22 protein-coding genes are annotated in these 22,930 nt (G+C 30.8%); 10 read left to right on the forward strand and 12 right to left on the reverse strand.

Going from position 1 to position 22,930, the window contains the following annotated elements; translation table 11 throughout:
• Positions 1-58 precede the first annotated feature (58 nt).
• Positions 59-763 carry an Insecticidal toxin complex protein gene (locus Q4512_RS09275; RefSeq protein ID WP_303424001.1) on the reverse strand — a complete coding sequence of 235 codons (705 nt, stop codon included), beginning with the start codon at positions 761-763 and terminating at the stop codon, positions 59-61.
• A gap of 182 nt (positions 764-945) precedes the next feature.
• On the opposite strand from Q4512_RS09275, the gene Q4512_RS09280 reads away from it, so the two are divergent.
• From Q4512_RS09280 to Q4512_RS09290, 3 genes are all read left to right on the forward strand, one after another.
• Positions 946-2,166: an imelysin family protein gene (locus Q4512_RS09280; protein WP_303424002.1), complete on the forward strand. Its 1,221-nt coding sequence runs from the start codon at positions 946-948 to the stop codon at positions 2,164-2,166.
• 119 nt (positions 2,167-2,285) lie between these two features.
• The gene (locus Q4512_RS09285; RefSeq protein WP_303424003.1) at positions 2,286-3,668 is read left to right on the forward strand and encodes a di-heme oxidoredictase family protein; all 1,383 of its coding nucleotides are present in this window, start codon (positions 2,286-2,288) and stop codon (positions 3,666-3,668) included.
• A gap of 4 nt (positions 3,669-3,672) precedes the next feature.
• Positions 3,673-4,755 (forward strand): imelysin family protein, encoded by a 1,083-nt coding sequence (locus Q4512_RS09290; RefSeq protein WP_303424004.1) that lies wholly within the window; start codon positions 3,673-3,675, stop codon positions 4,753-4,755.
• 158 nt (positions 4,756-4,913) lie between these two features.
• On the opposite strand, the gene Q4512_RS09295 is transcribed toward Q4512_RS09290, so the two are convergent.
• The 6 genes from Q4512_RS09295 to Q4512_RS09320 form a co-directional block, all read right to left on the reverse strand.
• Entirely contained in the window at positions 4,914-7,343 is a 2,430-nt protein-coding gene (locus Q4512_RS09295; RefSeq protein WP_303424037.1) for a TonB-dependent receptor domain-containing protein, read from the reverse strand.
• Positions 7,324-8,688, reverse strand: a complete 1,365-nt coding sequence (locus Q4512_RS09300; RefSeq protein WP_303424005.1) for an HTTM domain-containing protein — start codon at positions 8,686-8,688, stop codon at positions 7,324-7,326. The genes Q4512_RS09295 and Q4512_RS09300 overlap by 20 nt, the downstream gene beginning before the upstream one ends.
• Positions 8,689-8,756: 68 nt before the next feature.
• On the reverse strand, positions 8,757-9,887 hold the full coding sequence (locus Q4512_RS09305; protein WP_303424006.1) for an imelysin family protein: 1,131 nt from the start codon (positions 9,885-9,887) through the stop codon (positions 8,757-8,759).
• 292 nt (positions 9,888-10,179) lie between these two features.
• Entirely contained in the window at positions 10,180-10,683 is a 504-nt protein-coding gene (locus Q4512_RS09310; protein ID WP_303424007.1) for a ferritin, read from the reverse strand.
• Between the two features lie 95 nt (positions 10,684-10,778).
• On the reverse strand, positions 10,779-11,642 hold the full coding sequence (locus tag Q4512_RS09315; RefSeq protein WP_303424008.1) for a hydroxymethylglutaryl-CoA lyase: 864 nt from the start codon (positions 11,640-11,642) through the stop codon (positions 10,779-10,781).
• A gap of 16 nt (positions 11,643-11,658) precedes the next feature.
• On the reverse strand, positions 11,659-12,285 hold the full coding sequence (locus Q4512_RS09320) for a LysE family translocator (RefSeq protein ID WP_303424009.1): 627 nt from the start codon (positions 12,283-12,285) through the stop codon (positions 11,659-11,661).
• A gap of 64 nt (positions 12,286-12,349) precedes the next feature.
• Between Q4512_RS09320 and Q4512_RS09325 the strand changes: the two genes are divergently transcribed.
• The gene (locus Q4512_RS09325; RefSeq protein WP_303424010.1) at positions 12,350-13,264 is read left to right on the forward strand and encodes a spondin domain-containing protein; all 915 of its coding nucleotides are present in this window, start codon (positions 12,350-12,352) and stop codon (positions 13,262-13,264) included.
• Here Q4512_RS09325 and Q4512_RS09330 read toward each other — a convergent pair.
• Positions 13,250-14,281 (reverse strand): quinone-dependent dihydroorotate dehydrogenase, encoded by a 1,032-nt coding sequence (locus tag Q4512_RS09330; RefSeq protein ID WP_303424011.1) that lies wholly within the window; start codon positions 14,279-14,281, stop codon positions 13,250-13,252. The two genes, Q4512_RS09325 and Q4512_RS09330, sit on opposite strands and share 15 nt — an antisense overlap.
• A 138-nt stretch (positions 14,282-14,419) precedes the next feature.
• Here Q4512_RS09330 and pepT point away from each other — a divergent pair, with 138 nt between their 5' ends.
• From pepT to Q4512_RS09360, 6 genes are all read left to right on the forward strand, one after another.
• Positions 14,420-15,658, forward strand: a complete 1,239-nt coding sequence (gene pepT / locus Q4512_RS09335; protein ID WP_303424012.1) for a peptidase T — start codon at positions 14,420-14,422, stop codon at positions 15,656-15,658.
• A 121-nt stretch (positions 15,659-15,779) separates the two neighbouring features.
• Positions 15,780-16,091, forward strand: a complete 312-nt coding sequence (locus tag Q4512_RS09340; RefSeq protein ID WP_303424013.1) for a hypothetical protein — start codon at positions 15,780-15,782, stop codon at positions 16,089-16,091.
• Positions 16,092-16,196: 105 nt separating this feature from the next.
• Positions 16,197-17,279 carry a hypothetical protein gene (locus Q4512_RS09345; protein WP_303424014.1) on the forward strand — a complete coding sequence of 361 codons (1,083 nt, stop codon included), beginning with the start codon at positions 16,197-16,199 and terminating at the stop codon, positions 17,277-17,279.
• A 12-nt stretch (positions 17,280-17,291) separates the two neighbouring features.
• The gene (locus tag Q4512_RS09350) at positions 17,292-17,570 is read left to right on the forward strand and encodes a hypothetical protein (RefSeq protein ID WP_303424015.1); all 279 of its coding nucleotides are present in this window, start codon (positions 17,292-17,294) and stop codon (positions 17,568-17,570) included.
• Positions 17,571-17,669: 99 nt separating this feature from the next.
• On the forward strand, positions 17,670-18,950 hold the full coding sequence (locus Q4512_RS09355) for an APC family permease (protein WP_303424016.1): 1,281 nt from the start codon (positions 17,670-17,672) through the stop codon (positions 18,948-18,950).
• 140 nt (positions 18,951-19,090) lie between these two features.
• Positions 19,091-19,690 (forward strand): YdeI family protein, encoded by a 600-nt coding sequence (locus tag Q4512_RS09360; RefSeq protein WP_303424017.1) that lies wholly within the window; start codon positions 19,091-19,093, stop codon positions 19,688-19,690.
• Positions 19,691-19,772: 82 nt separating this feature from the next.
• Here the strand turns inward: Q4512_RS09360 and yajC are convergent, their stop codons facing one another.
• From yajC to Q4512_RS09380, 4 genes are all read right to left on the reverse strand, one after another.
• The gene (yajC, locus tag Q4512_RS09365) at positions 19,773-20,069 is read right to left on the reverse strand and encodes a preprotein translocase subunit YajC (protein ID WP_303424018.1); all 297 of its coding nucleotides are present in this window, start codon (positions 20,067-20,069) and stop codon (positions 19,773-19,775) included.
• Positions 20,070-20,074: 5 nt separating this feature from the next.
• Positions 20,075-20,647, reverse strand: coding sequence for a DUF1573 domain-containing protein (locus Q4512_RS09370; RefSeq protein ID WP_303424019.1), 573 nt, complete (start codon positions 20,645-20,647; stop codon positions 20,075-20,077).
• A 60-nt stretch (positions 20,648-20,707) separates the two neighbouring features.
• Positions 20,708-21,619, reverse strand: a complete 912-nt coding sequence (gene nusB / locus Q4512_RS09375; RefSeq protein ID WP_303424020.1) for a transcription antitermination factor NusB — start codon at positions 21,617-21,619, stop codon at positions 20,708-20,710.
• 106 nt (positions 21,620-21,725) lie between these two features.
• Positions 21,726-22,829, reverse strand: coding sequence for a Glu/Leu/Phe/Val dehydrogenase (locus tag Q4512_RS09380; RefSeq protein WP_303424021.1), 1,104 nt, complete (start codon positions 22,827-22,829; stop codon positions 21,726-21,728).
• Between the last annotated feature and the right edge of the window lie 101 nt (positions 22,830-22,930).

Below are 22,930 nucleotides of genomic sequence, written 5' to 3' on the forward strand. Positions count from 1 at the left end.
TTAATTGCATGCTAATATACGACAATAATTAGGATATGCATTTTAAGATACAGTTAAATTACTGATAATGTTTTTTGCAATAATCCCTCAAGATATCTAATGCATAGTTATAACGTTCACTAGCTAGAGTGATATCTCCTTCAAATCGAATTTCTTTAGCTAATAGTAGGCTATAAAACCCTTTCCCTTTTGCCATTCGTTCAATGGTTTTCAAACTATTTGCATCCATAGATTGGTATATAGGCGCAATCCATTTATGCTGTTCTTTGTATAAAATGGCTTGATCCCAAAGCAGTGCCTTTTTTCCTTTTAAAATTTCATCGGAAATAAAAAGTGCTTTCATATCTAAAAAAGCACTATTAAAAACGGTTTCACTACCTTGATATGAATAAATTTTTATACTTTTTTTTGTGAATATGGTATACGGAAACATTTTGGTGAGACGCAATTTATTAGAAATGAAATATGCCATTTTTGGCCAAACCACTTCGTGTCCTAGATTTTCTATCTTTGAATAATACCATCTATAAAAATCCCTACGTTGTTGGATTGTTTGATATTCTTCTGGAAAATTATTTTGAAGATTAAAACTATTTGCATGTTGCCAAACTATGGTATTTTGTTTCCTATCTGAACATAACCAATCTTTTTTAGACAAGTTTTCTTTATTTGTTTCTTTCTGATATTGTTGTATACTTTTCCATTCTTTAGATGAAGAGGAAATACTAGTACAAAAAAATATTAATAATAAAAACTGCTTCATAAATTCATAAAATATACAATCAAAATATAAAGAAACATCAAAATTTTCAGATAAATAACCCTCGTAATATAAAAATATTCATTCCTTCAGTAAATTATCAAGAATTATTCTAAATAGTTTGGTTTTTATCTTCTTGACAAATATATTTGCGCTTTATTTTTAAACAGTCTAAATAAACACAAATGAAATTAACGATTAAAAATTTTCTTACTATTTTATTAATAGCTCTAGTTGTAACAGCTTGTTCAAGTGATGATGATAATAACGGTAACCAAAGTAATGATGAAATTACAAAAACAGAAGTTGTAGAAAATTACGCAGATATAGTTTACCAGTCTTATTTAGACAGTTATAACTCGGCAGTTACTTTGCAAAATACTATTGAAGCTTTTGTAGCAAATCCAACAGAAGTAGGTTTTGATGCTGCTAAAAATGCTTGGTTAGCAGCAAGAGAACCTTATGGACAAACAGAAGCATACAGAGAAGCAAATGGTCCTGTAGATACGGAATCTGATTCTTGGTCTTTAGGTACTGAAGGACAAATGAATGCTTGGCCAATTGATGAAAGTTATATTGACTATGTAGCATCTGGTACAGAAGATTATGCTGGTAGTTACGGAAGTATTATTAGCGATACAAGTATTACTATTGATGAAGCAACAATAGCTGGATTAAACGAAGGTCAAGATGATAAATCTATTAGTACTGGATGGCACGCTATTGAATTTTTACTTTGGGGGCAAGATAATACAGTGCCTGCAGATAATTTAGCTGGTCAACGTACTTTTACAGATTATACTACTGCAGATAATGCAGATAGAAGAGCTTTATACTTAACCGTTTCTACAGATTTATTAGTTAGTGACTTATTAGCGCTAGTTAATACTTGGGCTGAAGGTGGAGCATATAGAACCGTTTTTGAAAATTTAGATACAGACACTGCTTTACAACAAGCTATAAATGGCGCATTCTTTATTGCTGGTGATGAATTAAGTTCTGAGCGTATGATTGCTCCTGTTGATTCTACAGACGGAGTGAGTGCTAGTGGCCAAGAAGATGAGCATTCTTGTTTTTCAGATAATACAAATAGAGATGTATTTGCTAATGCACAAGGTGTAATAAATGTTATATATGGTTCTTACGGATCTATTGATGGTCCTTCTTTTTACGATTTAGTAAACCAAGAAAATGCAACGCAAGCATTAGCTTTACAAAATGCTGCTACAGATGCAATGACAAAAATTAATATAATTGGAAACAATACACAACCTTTTGATTATTTAATTACACAAGAAACATCAGATGATCTTTCTGGTCCTGTTATGCAAGCTGTTGAAGCTTTATTTACTTTAGCAGATGAAATTAGTGCATCCGCATCAGTTATAGGGATCAACTTAAACTAAAAATAAAATATAATATTTTATTTTATTTAACATGGATAAATCCTGAACTTTGCTGTTTCGGGATTTATCTATTTAAAATTCATTATACTTTGCTAAATAAAAAAATACACATCCTTTTTTTGCTATGTATTACCATAGGTTTTACATCCTGTAAATCTGATGACGACAACGCTTATACTCCTATTGAATACACATACGAAGAAGGGGAAGAGTATTTAACTGGTGATTTGGGAGTTAACAGTACTAGTGCTAATGCTTTTGGTTTTGAAATTGATGGATTATCTTTTACTGAAATCGGACAATTCTCAACTGGTAATTCTTTATTTAATCAAAATTGGGTGTCTTCCCCTGCTTCTACTACTGCAAGAGATGGCTTGGGGCCTACGTTCAATGCTAGAGCCTGTGCTAGTTGTCATTTTAAAGACGGAAGAGGTGGCCCACTGGTTAACGGACAAAACTCGGATGGTTTCTTAATGCGTATCAGTTTACCTGGTCAAGATACTTTTGGTAATCCAAATCCTGTAAATAGCTATGGTAACCAAATACAAGATCAAGCAAATAACAATATTCCTTTTGAAGCAAAGGTTAATGTTTCCTATGAAATTATTGAAGGAGAATATCTTGACGGAACTTCTTACCAATTACAAAAACCAATCTATACCTTTTCCGAAGAGCAATTTGGTAGTCTTGCCGGTGTGCAAACCTCTCCTCGAGTTGCACAACAAACTATTGGATTAGGCTTAGTTAGCGCATTACCAGATAACGAAATTTTACAATTTGCTGATGAATTTGACGCTAATAATGATGGGATTTCAGGAAAACCAAACTATGTATATGATATAGAATCTGGAACTCACATATTAGGAAAGTATGGATGGAAAGCAAACATGCCTTCTCTTAAACAACAAATAGCTGGTGCTTTTAGTGGAGATATGGGGTTAACTACTTCGTTATTTCCCGAAAATAATTGTCCATCACCTCAACAAGACTGTATAGATGCTCCAACTGGTGGAGAACCTGAAGTTACAGACACTCAATTAGATCGTGTTCTATTTTATCAATCTACTTTAGCAGTACCAAATAGAAGAAATTTTACAGACGAATCTGTTTTAAAAGGAAAAGTACTTTTTACAGAATTAAACTGTATTAGTTGTCATGCAATAAACCAAACTACTGGATCTTCAGACGTGCATTCCATTTTAGAAAATGTTACAATAAGACCGTATTCTGATTTCCTATTACATGATATGGGAGACGATTTAGCAGATAACAGACCCGATTTTGAAGCCAATGGAAACGAATGGAGAACACAACCACTTTGGGGAATCGGACTTATATCTACTGTAAATGATCATACTTTTTTCTTACACGATGGACGTGCTAGAAATATAGAAGAAGCAATTCTTTGGCATGGTGGTGAAGCCGAAAACAGTAAAAATAAATTTAAAAACCTAACGGAAGAAGAACGCACCAATCTAATAGACTTCGTTAACTCCTTATAATCTTATGAAAAAATATCTATTTTTAACTTTAACAATCACTTCGCTATTCTTATTTACTTGTAATAGTGATAATGATAATGCTGAAGACAGTTTTAATGTAAAAAACTTATTGACTGATGTTAGTAATCAGCAAATTCTACCTGCTATCAATCTTTTTGTAAGTGCTTCCACTACATTGGAGCAAAGCATAGAAAATTATGTAAATGATACTTCTGAAGCCAATCTAGAAATAGCTAGACAACAATGGAAAACGACAGCAATCGCTTACGAAAAAACGTACGTACATCACATTGGTATTGCTAGAGATCAATTTATACATACCTCTATTTATAATTGGCCAACTGTTGAAGGTGCTATTGAATTTTTTATTTCTGATAACGACACCATTGATGCAGATTTTATAGCAACTATTAGCGCGCAAGCTAAATCTCTTGCAGCTTTAGAATACTTATTATTTGCTGAAGATACTACTACCATTAATTCTGGTTTTGTTGCTTCCCAAAAACGTCGGGACTATCTAAGATTATCTTCTGCTTACCTTACCTCAAGAGCTGAACGTCTTCAAGAAATATGGGCAGCTTCTGGTGATGCTTATGCTTCTCTTTTTGTTAATAATGACGATTCTGGAATTCAAGGTTCTTTTAATCTATATTATAACGGCATGCATAATGCTTTAGATGTTACTAAAACGACTAAAGTTGGTAAACCTGCAGGTTTAGAAAATTCGCAAGTAATTCTTCCAGAATTAACGCAAGCTTATTATAGCTATACCTCTAAAGCGCTTGTTCAAGCTAGTATAGAAAGTGTAGAAAGTGCATACTTTAACCCTAATGGAATAGGTGTAGATGATTATGTATTCGCTATTACAAATACAACCGATTTAAACGATGCTATTGCAACTAAGATTGCAGAAGTTTACACAGCGTTAGATGCTATAACTATTCCTTTAAGTGAAGCTGTAGAACAAGAGCATAACTTAGTAGAAGATTTACATACTAAATTAGAAGACTTACGTATTTTATTTGCTGTAGATGTTAGAAGTACTTTATCTATTGTTATTACTACAACAGATACAGATGGAGATTAATCCTTATATTTTTCATTGCTTTTAGAATGCATAGCTAATGGTATTTCTTTAAGTATAAAACGCATTTTCTACAATACGATTACGTAAATAGAAAATGCGTTTTTTTATTACACTATAATTTCTTTTAAAAAATATACAACGTTACAAAAACAAATATCTTAGATTTTAATTTCTAAAGTTGCATAAAAATTTCTTGGAGATGAAGGTAATATTCCTGGTCCTGGATATCCTGTTGCTCTTCTTGTAAAATAAGTGTTATCTAAAACATTATTAACACCTGTTTCTAATTTAAACTGTTTGTATTTATACGAAAGTGAAAAGTCTAAAATATCATACGAAGGAATAACGCCAACAATTCCAGAACTACTTAATGCATCTGATCTTGAGTTTGATGCATCAGAAAACTGATCTGACAAATAAGTGTATTGCATACTTGCTTGTAAATTATTATAAGCAAAACGTAAACCAGTTTTTATATTTAATTCTGGTACAAACTCAACTTCATTACCTTCTACACCAGATTCTTCAGAGTTTACATATTCTGAATTAATTACAGAAGTATTAATAAAATAGTTAAATCTATACTTGTTGTTTTTAATAAATAATTCATTTAAGTTAATATCTATTAAAGACTCTAATCCATAAATAAAGGCATCTCCAATATTGTCTCTAACCTTAGTAACACTATTATCGTTTTGAACCTCTAAAGTAATTCCTATTCTATCATTATAGAAAAGGCTAAAGGCACTAATATCAAACGATACTGCTTTTTTATAGTTTCCTCTAAATCCTATATCTCCTGTTAATCCTGTTTCATCATCTAATGGTCTTACACTAAAATTAGGGTTCACTAAATTAATATCGGAAAAGGTAACCGATCTGTAATTTTGAGAAACATTCCCATAAAATTCTATTTTATCATTAGGTTTAAAACTTGTTCCTAATCCAAATAGCACAAAAGAACGTTCATTTAATTCATCTGAAAATTCTGTTTCATTAAGAATAACATTTCCAGCAGCATCTAAATTTATTCGTTTTGAAAAACCATCACTTTCTGTTTTTATATATTCGAATCTAAATCCTGGTGTTACCGACCATTTATCGTTAAGGTATAGTATGTTTTCGCCAAAAACGGAAACATTCAGATTTGGATTAGAAAAATTAGATTGGTTTTCATAATTAGGATACGCATCTAATTGCAATTCAAAATTAGGACCTGTGCCATCACTTCCTGGTCCTTGAATAGAAGTATTGTTTGCTTTATAGAACTTTGTACCAATTAAACCTGTAGCATCTTTACCAAAAAGCGTGTATTTATTTAATAATCGTGCTTCAAAACCAAAGTTATTATACGCTCCTTTAATTAAATCTCTTTCCCCAAAATTGTCTGGAATATCTTGACGATTGGTTCTAAATCCTAAAGCATCACGTTGTGCGTCTAAACCAAAAAAGCTAAAGGTAAAATTGGTTTTTTCTGAAAACTCATGTGCAATTTTAAAGTTATAAAGCAACCAATCTACTTGAAACCAATTTCTCGTTCTATTACTTTGAAAAGCATCTTCATTAAACATAGCATCACTTAATCCACCTGCTTGTTGTGCTAAATAGCGTAAATAGGTTAATTCTCCAGTAATTTTAGTTTTATCGGATAGTTGATAGCCTAGATGCAAGAATGCATTTTTAGATTCAAATTCTGAATTTGCTCTAAAACCATCTCCTTTTTTGTAATTGAAATACGTATAATAACTAAACTTATTTTTGGTACCACTCAAACTTGTAAAGTTAGTGTAAAGTCCGTTACTTCCAATGGTATTACGCGTTAGTAACTCTATCGGTTTATTAGCATTAGGCGACTTCATTTTAAAATTAACTAGTCCGCCAAACTGTGTTCCATACTGTAAAGAAGCTGCACCTCTTACCACTTGAATTTGCTCTAAAGCTTCCGCTGGTGGTGTATAATAACTTTCAGGATATCCTAAAACATCTGCACTAATATCATATCCATTTTGTCTGGTATTAAAATTAGAGGTTCTATTAGGATCTAAGCCACGACCACCAATGTTTAATTGTAACCCTGCATCATCATTCTGGAAAATATTTAATCCTGCAACTTGACTATAAATTTGCCTAGCGTTATTAGATGCTAAATTAGCCATTGATTGATCTACTAAAATTACTTCTGTTTTTTTACCAGCATATATGGCAGTTTCTTCTACATCTTTTAATCTGCTTAACTCAAAAACCTTCGCTTTTCTTGCTATTATTGCTACTTCTGATAATTCTTCTTGTAAAGGAGCTAATTCTTGATTAACTACTATGTCTGCTTCTAGGGTAAGTGTAACTTCAGAAACTTGAAACTCATAATAAAAAAACAGGAGTGTTAGATTCTTTTTATCTGTTGTAAACGTATAGTAACCTTCTGCATTGGTTTTTGCCAACAAACCAGAAGATTTTTCATATACGGCAACATTAGCTAATGTATTCTTTGTTTCTAAATTAGTAATAACTCCAGATACTTTATGCTGAGCAAAAGTACTTGTGACTGTTAATAATATAACTATTAATGTGCTATAAACCTTTAATTTCATCATGGAATGGTAGTATCCAGTTTTTATGTTTGAATGATTCTTTTTCTTTATATAAATCGGTTTCTGGATTTATATATGGCTGACTTAATCTTCCGTTAAGTGCCACGTGACAATTTACAAAAACTTGTATGTTTTGATGTCCTTGACTTTTAAAATGATCTCCAAGATAATGTGCATATTCCAAAATAAAATCGGGCTGAAAACTCATTTGTTTTTCTTGAAAAGCCGTTAAGAAATCTGTGTTATCCACATAAAAGAAATCTTTCGTTTCCTTATTTACTATTTTAAAATTGGCATACCCAGCTTTTTCCATTAGCATCACACGCCAAGAGAAACGATAGCCTTCTTCTGTCCAAAATAATTCGTTAGGATATACTAAATATCGCCATGGAAATACTAATTGCACAGCTAAAAATAAGATAACAACAGGAACTACAATTTTTCTATTTGCAAAGGTATATACTTCGCTTTTAATTATAACATTTCTGCTTTTAAAAAACGGTAATCCCTTTCTAAAAACATTTAAAATTTTTTCATGCACATGGGCGTCAAAAAAGATTAAAGTAGATACAATCATGATGTATGGAAACATCCCTATTGGAAATAAAACCCTTGTAAATACATGAAAAACGACTACCAATACAAAGGCTAGTGTTCTAGTTTTTTTATATAATAATAGAAATGGTATTGCTAAATCATATAGCATTCCAGACCAACTCATTGCAAAATGAAACCATTCTTTATGCATTAATGTTTCTCCTATAAAAGGAATATCATATTTAGATGGCAGCCATATTTTTAATGGCATTGCTTTAAACAGCCAGTCGCTATTTAATTTTGCCAGACCTGCATAAAAATATACTATTGCTAATAATAGTTTAACACTATCTATTGTCCATCGAGGAATTTGTTGATACTGTTTTTTCTTAAGTAAAGCATCTACAGAAAAATATGCATTAGCAGGTAAAAAACACATTAAAAAACTTAAAACAGATATAAAGTAGTAATGGTTTAAATAGGTCGTTTTATCCATTAATTCAATGTAAGTAAAGCTTATAAAAAAGCTAATAATAGCTACTCGGTATTTAAATCCGATAAGGATAAAAAAGGCAGCTAATGCACAAATAACAAATAACAGATAGGTGAAATTACCTATAGGTTTTACCCATTCGAAACCATAAAAAGAGAAGTGAAATTTTGGTTCTAGGTATAATTTTTCAATCCAACCGTAAGACCAAAACCTGATGATGCTAATTAACATCAAGATACCAAAACCTATTCTAAACACAGCCAAAGGTGCTGTATTAGTAGTCTCATTTAAATATGTTTTGGTTTTTTCTAACATGCCATATTATACACAAAAAGAGGTTGCCCTAAGACAACCCCTCTTTTGTTTTATTTTTACAGGAAAATTTAATCTCCATCACTATCTGTAAAATCAATAGAAACATTTAGCGTTTGCACCATATCTACTTTTAATTTTGGGACTGCTGCTTGTAGGATATCATACGCTGCATTCATTTGCGTATTGTTATCTATAACTTGTTGTGAAAAGCTAGCGTCTAAACCATTAATAGCATTTCTAATTGCTGCAAATTGGTTATTAATATCTGTAACTAAATCTGCTCTATCTAAAAATTGTAAATAAGTATCTATAGAAGTTCCATCTATATTATTTGTATAACCTGCACCATTAAATACATCTTCAATAGCTGTTAAAGCTTCTAAAGCGAGTATTCTAGAAACATCCCTTTTATAATACGCTTCTACTTTCTCCGGAAGTGTTGCTCCACTAGAAAAAACACCTGCAGGAATACCAAATTTCTCTGCTCTAAATCCTTTTTCATAAAAGAAAATAAAATCATTAGCTAGTTTATTAAAAGACCCATTTAGACCACTATCTGTATTTGCTATAAATGTATTTCTATAGGTAGACTCCCAACTATTAACAATGGTTGTATTTTTTGTAATCATTTGAGATACTACGTCTGTCAAATATGCTGTATATCCATCAAAACTACTATTGCTAGTAAATTTATCTATTGGCAATGTATCCCCAGTTGCAATACCATGAATTAAGAAATCTAGTGCAGGAAAACCCTGAACTGCAAAATAGTCTTCGTTATTAAAATCGTAGGTTCCATTAGCTGCTCCATTTTCAAGAGTTGCAACGGTTACAGGATAGATATTAAAGAAACTTACAAAGCCTCTTTCTTCACTACCTCCTACATTTTCAGCTTCACCAATATTAAACATTTGTACATGTTGCCAAACTTTATATGCTTCTAACCATGCAGTACTTAATGCATCTAAATTAGTGCTTGTTTTATCATTAATAAAAGTTTCTTTAGCTAAGTTTAAAGAAGTTAGTTTACTTTCAAGATCTTGAAATGCAGGTAAAATTATATTATCTGCTACATTGGCAAGTAATTCTGTACGGTTAAAACCATCATCATTACTATTGTTGTTATTACTATCATCTGAAGAGCTACAAGAAATAACTGCTAAAATTATTACGATGATAATTAGTGATTTTTTAAACATATTTTTTTCTTTTTCGGTTGCAAAGGTAAATAAGCATAGGGTTTCAAACAAATAAAAGTATTATAATCTAGGACAGCGTTTACAATTCATTTTCCCATTTTTCTTATATTTTTCACAACACTTTGTTTTCTTATTTATATCGCAATATATAATACAAGAGGTAATAATTATAGGTGTAACTTCTGCAGTTATTTCGGTGTTCATTATTTTAATTTATTCTAAATAAAGGCAAAACTACAAAAAAAAGATTCCAATAAAGGAATCTTTTAACATTTAATTATCTAGTTTTTATCTACTCATTAGTATTTGCGGCAGCTATGGCATTTACATCTCGATCAAAAAGATAATGTCCAGATTTATCATTACCTATAATGTTTAGCTTATCTAATAATGTTCTTGCCAATGCTTCTTCTTCTAATTGTTCGCTAACATACCATTGCATAAAATTATGTATGCTATATTCTTTATTCTGCAAACTTTCAAAAATCACATGATTAATTTTTTCGGTTACAAAAATTTCACTTTCTAGAAATTTTTCAAAAAGTTCTATAATTCCGCTATACGATTCTTTCGGTTTTTCTAATGCTGGAATGGCTACATTTCCGCTTCTTTCATTAATAAATTTTACAAGCTTAAGCATGTGTACTCGTTCTTCTTCTGACTGACTATAAAAAAAATCTGCTATACCATTAAATCCATTCGCATCTGCCCAAGAAGCCATTGCTAAATATTGCATAGAAGCTTGAGCTTCATATTTTACTTGGTCATTTAGTAGTTTTTCAATAATAGTATTCATAGGTCTAATTTTAAAAAGTGTATATTGGTTTATCTGTATAAAAGTATTGCATTTAGCACGAAGCACCAAAAGCAAATCCCCATAAAATCGTTAAATTAGTGGTATTTGGTAAAGATTTTTGTCGCTTCATTATATGCACTTTCAAAAGACATAGCATTCAAGTCATGTGCTTTTTTAGTGGTTAAATAGGAAAGCACTTTTTCGGTTGGCATATTACCAGTAAGCTCATCTTTTGCCATTGGACATCCTCCAAAACCTTGTATTGCTCCATCAAATCGCCTGCAACCTGCTTTATAAGCTGCATCTACTTTTTCGTGCCATGAATTTGGTGTTGTGTGCAAATGTGCTCCAAATTCTATTTGTGGATATTGCGGAATTAAATTAGAAAACAAATAATTTATATTTTCAGGATTAGAAGTACCTACCGTATCGCTTAACGAAAGTATTTTCACTCCCATTTTGCTTAAACGTTCGGTCCACTCGCCTACTATATCAACATTCCAAGGGTCTCCATACGGATTACCAAACCCCATAGAAATATACACTACAACTTGCTTGTTGTGTTTATGTGCTATAGCCAAAATATCTTGTAAAATTAAAACCGATTGTGCAATGGTTTTATGTGTATTACGCATTTGAAAGTTTTCGGAAATAGAAAAAGGATAACCTAAGTAATCTATTTCTGGATGTTTACAAGCTGCTTCCGCGCCACGAAAATTAGCTACAATGGCTAATAATTTACTACTCGTTTTACTTAAATCTAATTGTGCTAAAACTTCTGCTGTATCTACCATTTGCGGAATCGCCTTTGGAGAAACAAAGCTTCCGAAGTCAATAGTATCAAAACCAACTCTTAAAAGCGACTGAATATATTGCACTTTCTGCGCTGTTGGTATAAATTGCTTGATACCTTGCATCGCGTCACGAGGACATTCAATAACTTTTACCTGTTTAGACATGTGTGTAAAATTAAGATTATTTTTCCGATAATAACACAAAAATTGCAATCCCTACAAATACAACTATTTGCAACCATTTTAATACTACTCCAACATTTTTACTTTGCTTTATATAATTAGATATACCTCCTGCTAAAATGGCAATAGCAGAAAAAATAACCAGAGAAACTGCCATAAATAGAAAGCCTAAAACATAAAATTGTATTACAGTACTCATGCTATCGCTAAATAAGAATCCAGGAAAAAAAGCCAGAAAGAAAATCGATACTTTGGGATTTAATACATTCATGATAAAACCCTGTTTATACAATTGTAATAAACCTTTTTTTGGTACATTATCATTATTCATAATAATTTTGGCATCTCCTTTAAATACTTTATATGCCAAGTAAAATAAATATAAAGCTCCAAAAAGTTTTATTGCAAAATACAAACTATCATTTTCTTTTAGGATAGCTGATACACCAAAAGCAACTAAAGTGGTGTGCACAATACAACCAGAAATTAAACCCGCAACCGTTGCTAAACCATATTGTTTACCGTTAGTTATGCTTTGCATTAAAACATAAATATTATCTGGTCCTGGAGAAAAAGCAAGAACAGAAGTTGCTAAAACAAAAGAGGAAAGTAAATCGTAATTCAAGCCTTAAAATTTTAGTTAAAAGTAAGTTTTTTAAATAAATCCCGACCTAATAATAAACTTGATTATGAAAAAAATTACGCTTTTACTTCCTTTAATAGTATTTTTTCTTTGTAATCATTTATATGCACAATCTATTGCAACCTATAATATTGTTTTTACTAGTACTTGGAATGCAGCTGAACATACTTCAATACCGCCAAATGCGCATTGGTCTAGATTAGTTGGTGTAAATCACAACAACAATGTTTCTTTTATTGAAGTCGGTACTATGGCTAGTCAAGGAGTCGAACTAATTGCAGAAAACGGAAACAATGATATATTTGAAGATATAGATGTACAAAATGCTATTAACGCAGGAAATGCAGAACAGTATATTTATGGAACCTCCTTAAGCACAGCAACAGGAAATATAACAATAAGTGGTTTAGAATTTACGGAAGATTTCCCTATACTGTCCTTATTTACTATGATAGCGCCTAGTCCAGATTGGATGATGGTTATCGATGATTTAGAGTTAATGGATATCTCTGGCAATTGGAAAACCATTATAACTATTCCTGAATTATATATATATGATGCTGGAACAGATACTGGAGGCGATTATACTTCTGTTAATGCAGATAGTAATTTACCTGTTTCCATTTTTAATAGTGCAAATCCAATTGCTCCTTTTAATGGTAATTCTATAGGTTCTTTAACCATTACACTTACTGATTTGTTAAGTGTTGCAGAAGTAAATCCTATGGAAAAAGTTACAATATTCCCAAATCCAACAAAAGGGGATTTTACTATTAGTAATGCTTCGGCATTAGAAGCTATTGAAATTTATAATGTATTAGGAAAATTAGTTAAAACGATAATTATTAAAAACAACTCTAAAATAGAATTAAACCTAAGCTATTTAAATAAGGGTATGTATTTGGTAAAGCTTAAAGATGCTATTGGTAATTCTAAAACTCAGAAACTAATTCTTCAGTAAAGCTTTATGGATACTTTTAATAAGTTTAGGACCTTCATAAATAAATCCAGTATACACTTGTACTAAGTCTGCTCCTGCTTCTATTTTTTCCAGCGCATCATTTGCTGTATGAATTCCACCTACTCCAATTATAGGAAAAGCTTTATTACTTTTATCTGCTAAGTATTTTATGACTTGCGTCGATTTTTCTCTAACAGGTATTCCGCTTAAACCTCCGTTTCCAATTTCTTTTAAACGTGCTTCACTAGCTTTCAAGCCACTTCTATCTGTAGAAGTATTACTCGCAATAACGCCATCTAAATTAGTTTCAGCAATAAGCTCTATAATCTCGTCTAGTTGTCCTTCGTTTAAATCTGGAGCTATTTTAAGAAGAATAGGCTTTTGTTTTTCGAACGTAGTATTCGCTTTTTGCACCGTTTCTATTAACTCTAACAAGTACTCTTTATCATTTAATTTTGCATGACTACCAACATTTGGGCAGCTCACATTGAGTACAAAGTAGTCTACATAAGGATGTAAACCGTTAAAACATTCTAAATAATCTTTGGTATAATCTTCTGGTTTGGTTTGTGTGTTTTTACCAATATTTCCACCAATAATAACTTTTCCTTTATTCTTTTTAAGTTGTGTAATTGCTGTTTCAAGACCTTCGTTATTAAAACCCATTCGGTTAATAATACCTTGATCGTCTTTTAAACGGAATAATCTTTTTTTCGGATTTCCTGCTTGTCCTTTTGGAGTAACAGTTCCAATCTCTATAAACCCAAATCCAAAATTAGCAAGTTCGTTATATAGCACAGCATTTTTATCGAAACCAGCTGCTAAACCTACTGGATTTTTAAAGGTTAAACCGAAAATTTTTCGTTCTAATTTAGCGTCTTCAATAGTATATAAACTTTTAAATAAGCTAGAGAAACCTGGTATTTTACAGGTAAAACGAATTAAAGAAAATGTAAAATAATGAATCTTCTCAGGATCGAAAAGAAAGAATATTGGCCTAAGCAGTAATTTGTACATCAATGTGTGTTTGTGCAAAAGTAATTCTAAATAAAAAAATGCGCAATTCAAAAGCTAAAAAACTTAATAATCGTAACTTTGAAACTCTATTGTATTATTTAATTAATGCATGAAACGTAAAATTTTATTTTGATAAACATGATTTCTAAAGAAGATATAATAAAAAGATTTGTAGGATATGTAACTGTAGACACAGAGTCGGATCCAGAAAGTACAACAACTCCAAGTACAGCTAAACAATGGGATTTAGCAAATGCGTTAGTCGATGAGCTGAAAGCTATTGGTATGCAAAACGTAACAATAGATGACAAAGCATATATTATGGCAACTTTACCAAGTAATGTAGATTACGATGTACCAACTATTGGATTTATTTCGCATTTTGATACAACTCCAGATTTTACAGGAAAAGATGTTAAACCACAAATTATTGATAGTTATGATGGTAAAGATATTGTTTTAAATGAAGCGGAAAACATTGTGCTTTCTCCTGATTATTTTGAAGATTTACTACTATACATAGGACAAACCTTAATTACCACAGACGGAACAACATTACTTGGTGCAGATGATAAAGCTGGAATTACCGAAATTATTTCGGCAATGGAATATCTTATTCAACATCCAGAAATCAAGCATGGCACCATTAAAGTTGGTTTTACTCCAGACGAAGAAATTGGTCGTGGCGCGCATCATTTTGATGTTGAAAAATTTGGAGCAGATTGGGCTTACACTATGGATGGAAGCCAAATTGGAGAACTAGAGTACGAAAACTTTAATGCAGCTGGAGCGGTTGTAAAAGTTAAAGGAAAGATAGTGCATCCTGGTTATGCCAAAGGAAAAATGGTAAACTCTATGTATATAGCAACCGAGTTTTTAAACTCGTTACCAAGAATGGAAACTCCAGAACATACTGAAGGTTACGAAGGATTCTTTCATCTTTATTCCATCTCTGGAGAAGTAGAAGAAACCGTTTTACAATACATTATTCGCGACCATGATAAAGAACATTTTGAAGCGCGAAAAGAAATGATGCAAAAACTTACCGATGAGTTAAACTCGCAATACGAACGCGAAGTAGTTACTATCGAAATTAAAGACCAGTACTTTAATATGAAAGAAAAGGTAGAACCAGTAATGCATATTGTAGATATTGCCGAAGAAGCAATGAAACAATTAAACATAAAACCACTTATTAAAGCTATTCGTGGTGGTACAGATGGTTCGCAACTAAGCTATATGGGATTACCTTGCCCAAATATTTTTGCTGGAGGACATAATTTTCATGGACGCTACGAGTATGTTCCTGTAGAAAGTATGATAAAAGCTACCGAAGTGATTTGTAAGATTTGTGAATTAACTGCCGAAAAAAAATAAGATAAAAGCATATTATCTGCTGCTTTTTTTATTAAAATTTAACCCTAAAGCCAAAACAAACAAGTTTTGGCTTTATACTTTTTTTTGGTAACTTCGTTTTAGTTAAAAACGAAATAACCATTTGATAACTAGCCCTACCCCAAAAATTAATCAAGTAATTAGATTCCTTTTTTATATTTTTATATTTCTATCTTCTATTACAGGAAAAAGTCAATCTAAATATTCTGGGCATATTGGTAAAAGGCCAATTACATTTATGATGTATCATGATAATACGGGTAATTCCCGTTCCTACAATTCCTATAATAAATTTGACACGCCTATAAAGGGCAATGGTAATATTCAAAATGGTACATTATTGTTTTTAGAAAAAAACCAACGCTATGAAGATAGAAATCAAATAAACACCACTTATAAAGTGGTTAATAATTAAATGATTAAGATAGATAAGAAATGTTTACAGTTTAATTATAATAAGAGGGAATTTATTACCGTAAAACACAAATAAAAACTATTAATCCAGCACCTAGTTTAAAATATGAAAAACCTAATTACCATATTATGTCTATGTTTTACTCCTGTAATTTTTAGTCAAAATACAAAAATAGATATTCCAGTAATAGATGCACCTGAAGTGCAATTTATTTCCATATTTCAAAAAGAAAAAATAGATAACCCTATATTTTTAAATGGAAAAGTAAAGGAAGTTCATAAAAAAATAGCAACGCATATACATCCAAATAGAAAGGAAACTAGCGTAGAGAATTACCAATATACTTTAAACAAAAACATGGAAGTAATTCGTTATGCCAGTGATGTGGAGTTTGATGAAATGAATATTGATTTTTTAAATTCTCAAAAAGAATTTCCTATTCAAAAGGATACTATAATAACGCAAAATAATATAAAGTATACCTTTAAAAAAGGAAAATTAATATCTAAAACATCAAGTACTTTAGATGAAGATACTACTATTGGTGTTACAGACAGTATTCATTTTAGTTATAAAAACAATAAAATAACAGAAATAATAGAATTTCAAAAAGAAGTATTAGTTGAAATAGACGAAGATACTAATCAAGAAAATTATCTTATATCTAACGATTATTTCATGACAAGCTATAAACTAGCAGATTATGAAAACAAATTAGTAAACTCAAAATTAGCAATAGAGTACATTCCTGATGTTATGGTATTATTTATTTCCAAAACGGACTATATATATAATAACAACAGCCTATTAACATCTTTCAAAAAAACGAATAAAGAATATGAAATTGTAGTTGAAGATATATCGAATTACCTAAAGAAAATTAAAAATAATAAATTACCAGATACCCCTTTTAAAACTCAAGAAAATATTGGAATATTTACCTATGATAGTGATAATAGAGTTATAAAACTGGAGGCAATTATCGATAATCAAAAAAATCAAGTATATAAAATGGTTTATACTAATAATAAGACTTTAATAACGCGTGAATCTAATGGAGTTTCAGATATAGAATATCAATTTAATTACGATAAGAACAATAACCCAATTCAAGAAAAAAAATTCATCTATCTGGAAGGCAAAAAGTATCTAGATACACAAACTACCATAGATATAACATATTTTTAATAAATTAATATTATGAAAAAAAAAGGAGCAATAATTGGAGGCATCCTATTAATACTAGGATTAACTGGTATTAGGATGTATAAAAAATATCAAAGAGCAGAAATAAAAGCACAGCAGCAAGAAGCGCTTCGTAAACAAGGTGAGAATATATTAAAACAACAAAAAGAAGCAGAAATTGCTAAATATAAAGAAGAAGTAAAAAGAAGAAATGACTCTATAGCAAATGAGAAAAATGCTAAATTAAACGAAGGTCTACAAATGTTAAAAGAAGCAAGAGAGAGCTTACAATAAAACATAAAATCACTTAACCAAGTATAGATTTTATTTACAAAATTGCCAAGTATGTTTTTATAAAAAACACTTAAATTATTCTTATAATGAATTAGTATTATGAATACAAAAATTGGATTAAAAGAAGCCATGTCAATTGGTATTGGCGGCATGGTTGGTGGAGGAATCTTTGCTGTACTAGGTCTTGCAGTTGCTCTTGCTAAAGGAGGAACACCAATAGCTTTTCTGTTTGCTGGCGTTTTAGCATTAATAACTTCTTACAGTTATGTACATCTTTCAAAAACCTATCCAGATAGAGGAGGCACTGTAAAATTTATAAATCAAGGTTTCGGAAAATCTATATTTAGTGGAGCAATTAGCAATCTTTTATGGGTAAGTTATATTATTATGCTTTCTCTATATGCTTCGGCATTTGGATCTTATGCCCCTAATTTATTTGAAATAACCCAAAACAAAACTATTAACTTTCACATTTATGCAAGTCTTATTATTGTACTAGCCACTTTCATAAATTATTACAGTATTGCTGTAGTAAGTAAAATAGAATCGTATGCCGTTATTATCAAGCTTTGCATATTAATAGCCTTCATATTTATAGGCGCTTATGGATTAGTTGGAAATGAAAATCTAACACAGTTAGCGGTAAGCAATTGGGAAACACCTATAAAGTTATTTGCTGGTGGTATGGTTATTTTTGTTGCTTATGAAGGTTTCGAATTAATAGCAAATGCTGCTCCAGATATTATTAATCCAGAGAAAAATATTCCTAAAGCATATTACTATTCGATAATCTTTGTAATTGTATTATACATTCTTATTGCATTGGTTACTGTTGGGTCCCTCCCATTCTCAAAAATAGCAACAGCACAAGATTATGTTTTAGCAGAAGCAGCTAAACCAATGCTAGGCAAAATTGGCTTTTCCATTATTACTATTGCTGCATTAATATCTACTTTTTCTGCAATTAATGCTTCTCTTTTAGGAGGAAGTAGAGTAAATTATGAAATCGCTGAAGATGACGAACTTCCACATCATTTTCTTTCGAAATTATGGGGACAACCAATCGGGTTGTTAATAACTGCAATTGCAACTTTAGTTTTAGTAAACATTTTAGATTTAGAAAGTATATCTACAGCTGGAAGTGTTGGCTTTTTAATTATTTTCGGAATAGTAAACATTGTCGGCTATAAACAATCTAAAGAAACTGGTGGAAATAAAATTATTCCTTTTATTGGTTTTATTTTATGCATGACTGCAACGGTAGTTTTAATAAATCAGCAAATAACATCTAATACCATTGGAGTTATAATTTCAATTGCCATTATTTTGGGTTGCTTTATTGCAGAATGGATCTACAAAAAAACAGAAATAAAAAAATAATTACGAAGCTAGATTTGATATTGGTTATATGCATTATTTTAATCCAGACAATCTTTATATTATAAATGAAGTAGATCTTGCTATAAATCTACATGCTAGAATTGGTTACCGATTTTAATAGTATCCAAAAACATTTTAAAATGAAAAAAATATATTCAGTTGAAGAGTACATAGAAAACAATGCTCATTTTGAGGAAGCATTAACTATACTTCGTGACTTAGTTAACAATACAAACTTAGATGAAAATATTAAATGGTCTGCTCCTACGTATAGTTTAAACGGAAAAAACATTTTAAGCCTTGGTGCATTTAAAAAGCATTTTTGTATTTGGTTTTTTAATGGCGTATTTTTAAAAGATGACCAAAATCTATTAGAAAAAGCTCAAGAAAAAACCAAAGGTTTACGCCAAATGCGATTTACATCTATTGATGAAATTGACAAAAATATTGTTTTAGCTTACATAAAAGAAGCTATTGAGAATCAGAGATTAGGCAAAGAAATTAAACCCGTAAAAACAACTAAAAAAGATATTGTTATTCCTATTGAATTGAAACAAGAATTAAATGCGAATACCGCTTTAAATGATGCTTTTAAAACACTTACTCCATCAAAACAACGTGAGTATTGTCAGCATATAGAAACTGCAAAAAGAGAAGCCACAAAACGCTCTAGGTTAGAAAAAATAAAACCAATGATTCTTAGAGGTGCTGGTTTACATGACAAGTATAAGAACTGTTAGTTGTAAGTATAAAAAATAAAAAAGCTTCAAAAAGAAATTTTCTTTTGAAGCTTTTTATATCACTTAAAGTTTATTTAAAAACTTACTTTTTTAATTCGGTTGGAGATACATTTAAGTTTTTACTCATTTCCATAGAAATTGCAGAACGATCAAACTTTAACTTTCCAGCCATAGTTTCAATAACGCAACTGTTATCTTTTTCGTTAAGCTCTGCAATTTTACCATGCAAACCGCTTTTAGTAATTACTTTATCTCCACGTTTTAGTTCGCTAGCAAACTTTTTTTCTTGCTTTGCTCGTTTCATTTGCGGTGCAATCATAAAGAAATACACTACAGCAAACATAGCAATAAACGGTAAAAATTGTCCTATTTCTCCCATTCTAATTAATCGTGGTTATGACCTTCGTGACCTGGTTGCGTACTAGACTTTACTGGCACTGCTGCTGCATTAGATCCAGGTGCTGCTATACTTTGCACATTTTTTGCTACAGGTGCTTTAACTGGCGCATTAGGATCTGGCTTCACAAAAGCTTTAATCTTAACCGTTTCTTTTCCTGTTTTTGTATTTGCAGTTACAGTAATCGTTTTAGTTACGGCATTTTTACCTGAACCATTAAACTTCACTGTAAATTTCCCTGAATCTCCTGGAGATAAAGGCTCTTTAGACCAATCTTGAGGTACTGTACAACCACATGTACTTTTAATGTTTGTAATAACTAAAGGTGTTTTTCCTGTGTTTTTATAAGTAAATACAGTTTCTACAGGAGTTTTTGCTTCAATTTCACCAAAATCATGCTCACTCTTATCGAAAGTTAAAACTGGAAAATCACCAGCATTAGCATCTCTTACTGCTGCTTCTGCAACATTTTTGTCATCAATTTTTTTTGAGGCATCTTCTTTACATGAAGTAAAAGCGATTAAGCAAAATGCGCTTAAACCTAATAATACTTTTTTCATAATTCTATTTTTTATTGTTCAAAGTTATTTTTTGAGATGTAAATGTAATAAATTTTACAATTATAGCAATCCTCTACCTATTTTATTTAACTTTTTCCCTTCTTGATATTCTTTCACTAATTTATCTAACACACCGTTTATAAATACACTACTTTTAGGTGTTGAGTACTCTTTAGCTATTTCTAAATATTCATTTATGGTAACTTTTACTGGTATAGAAGAAAAGTTTAACATTTCGCAAATACCCATTTTCAATAATATATAATCGATGCTAGCAATACGATCGGCATCCCAATTTTTAGTTTTACCTTCAATTTCTGCGTTTAGCGTCGTTTGATTTAAAATGGTTTTTTTTAATAAATCTATTGCAAACTTTTTATCGTCTTCATCTTTATATAAATCAGGAACAAAATGTGTTGGGTTGCTGTTTTGTTTCACCTTTTTTAATATCTTTAAAATGGCTGTATTAATTATTGGCAAATCATCTAACCAAGTTAAATTTTTATCTTCAATATACTCGTAAAGTTTTTCGTTAGGTGCTACTATTTCTTTAAACACATCGACTACAAAGTCTTTATCTTCTTTAAAGGTGGAAGTTTTTGTTTGCATATATTCTGCATACAAATCGCTTGCAAGAATTTCTCTAAAAAGAATATCTACATATTCATCATCTAATTGCCAATTAGTGATTTTATGTTTCTCTATATCATCAAGAAGAGCTGTGTCTTTTCTTAACATTAAAAAGACTTCATTATGAATTAATTTCTTGTTTGGATCTTTGTCTTCTTTAGTAGCAAGAAGCTTTTTTTGGGTTTTTTCTATATTGATTTCAGCCTTTTTATGCACCTCAATTAGTAAGGACATTAAAAGTAAATACAAATGGTACATACCATCTATACTTTGTAATAAAAACTTTTGGTCTTTATTAAAATTGTCACTTTCGCCTCCTTTAAAAGCGTAAAGGATTTGCATAACTTTAATACGAATGTGTCTTCTATTAAGCATATAAAAAAGAACTTAGTTTAAAAAAGGCGAAAGTAGTTACTTTCGCCTTGATATTATAGTATTTTAAAAAAAATTATTTAGAATTTTCTAATTTTCTTGTTTCTATTCTACTTTTAGCAATATGAAGTGCTGCTTGATTGGTAGTTATAGCATTTGTATCTGCATTTTCTAAAATTTCAAGTGTAGTATTATAGATGTTTTCGGTTTTACGCATGATTTCTTTTTTATCATAACCTTCTAACTCTGCATAAACATTAATAATTCCTCCAGCATTTATTAAAAAATCGGGTGCATATACAATTCCTTTTTCTTGAAGAATCATACCATGTTTAGCTTCTTCTGCCAATTGATTGTTAGCTGCTCCTGCTATTATTTTTGCTTTTAGTTTATTAATAGTATCATCATTAATGGTTGCTCCTAAAGCACAAGGTGCATAAATATCTACATCTTCACTATAAATATCATTTCCTGAGTAAATTGTAGCTCCATATTTTTTACTTACTTCTAATAAACGGTCTTGGTTAATATCAGATATAATAACCTTTGCTCCTTCGTTGGTTAAATGCTCTACAAGAGACTCACCAACATGACCAATACCTTGTACAATTACTTTTTTGTCTTCAAGAATATCGTTACCAAATTTATATTTAGCTGCAGCTTTCATTCCCATAAACACACCATATGCTGTTATTGGTGATGGGTTTCCTGCTCCTCCTTTGCTTTCCGAAATACCTGTTACATAAGGGGTAACTTCACGAACCAAATCCATATCTGCAGTTTCCATTCCTACATCTTCTGCAGTAATATATCTTCCGCTTAAAGAATGTACAAATTCACCAAACTTTTTCATTAGTTCTGGTGTTTTTTGCGTTTTAGCATCTCCAATAATTACCGCTTTTCCACCTCCAAGATTTAAACCTGTAATTGCCGATTTAAAAGTCATTCCGCGAGATAAACGTAATACATCGTTTAAAGCTTCCCATTCATTATTATATTGCCACATTCTAGTTCCGCCAAGTGCAGGTCCTAATACTGTATTATGAATTCCAATTATTGCTTTTAAACCTGTATCTTTGTCATTGCAAAAAACAATTTGCTCATGATTATCGAATGAAAATTGTCCAAAAACAGGATCTATTTTTTTAAGATCGTTTGCATTAATAACGTCTGAAACCATTTAATTTTAATTTAAAGTTAGGGTTGCTGTTTTGATAATTTCAAAAAAACATCGTGCAAAATTAAACCAATATTCATATAAACACAACAAAATCGCTGTTA

The organism is Oceanihabitans sp. 2_MG-2023 (genome assembly GCF_030547245.1).
Lineage (GTDB): Bacteria > Bacteroidota > Bacteroidia > Flavobacteriales > Flavobacteriaceae > Oceanihabitans.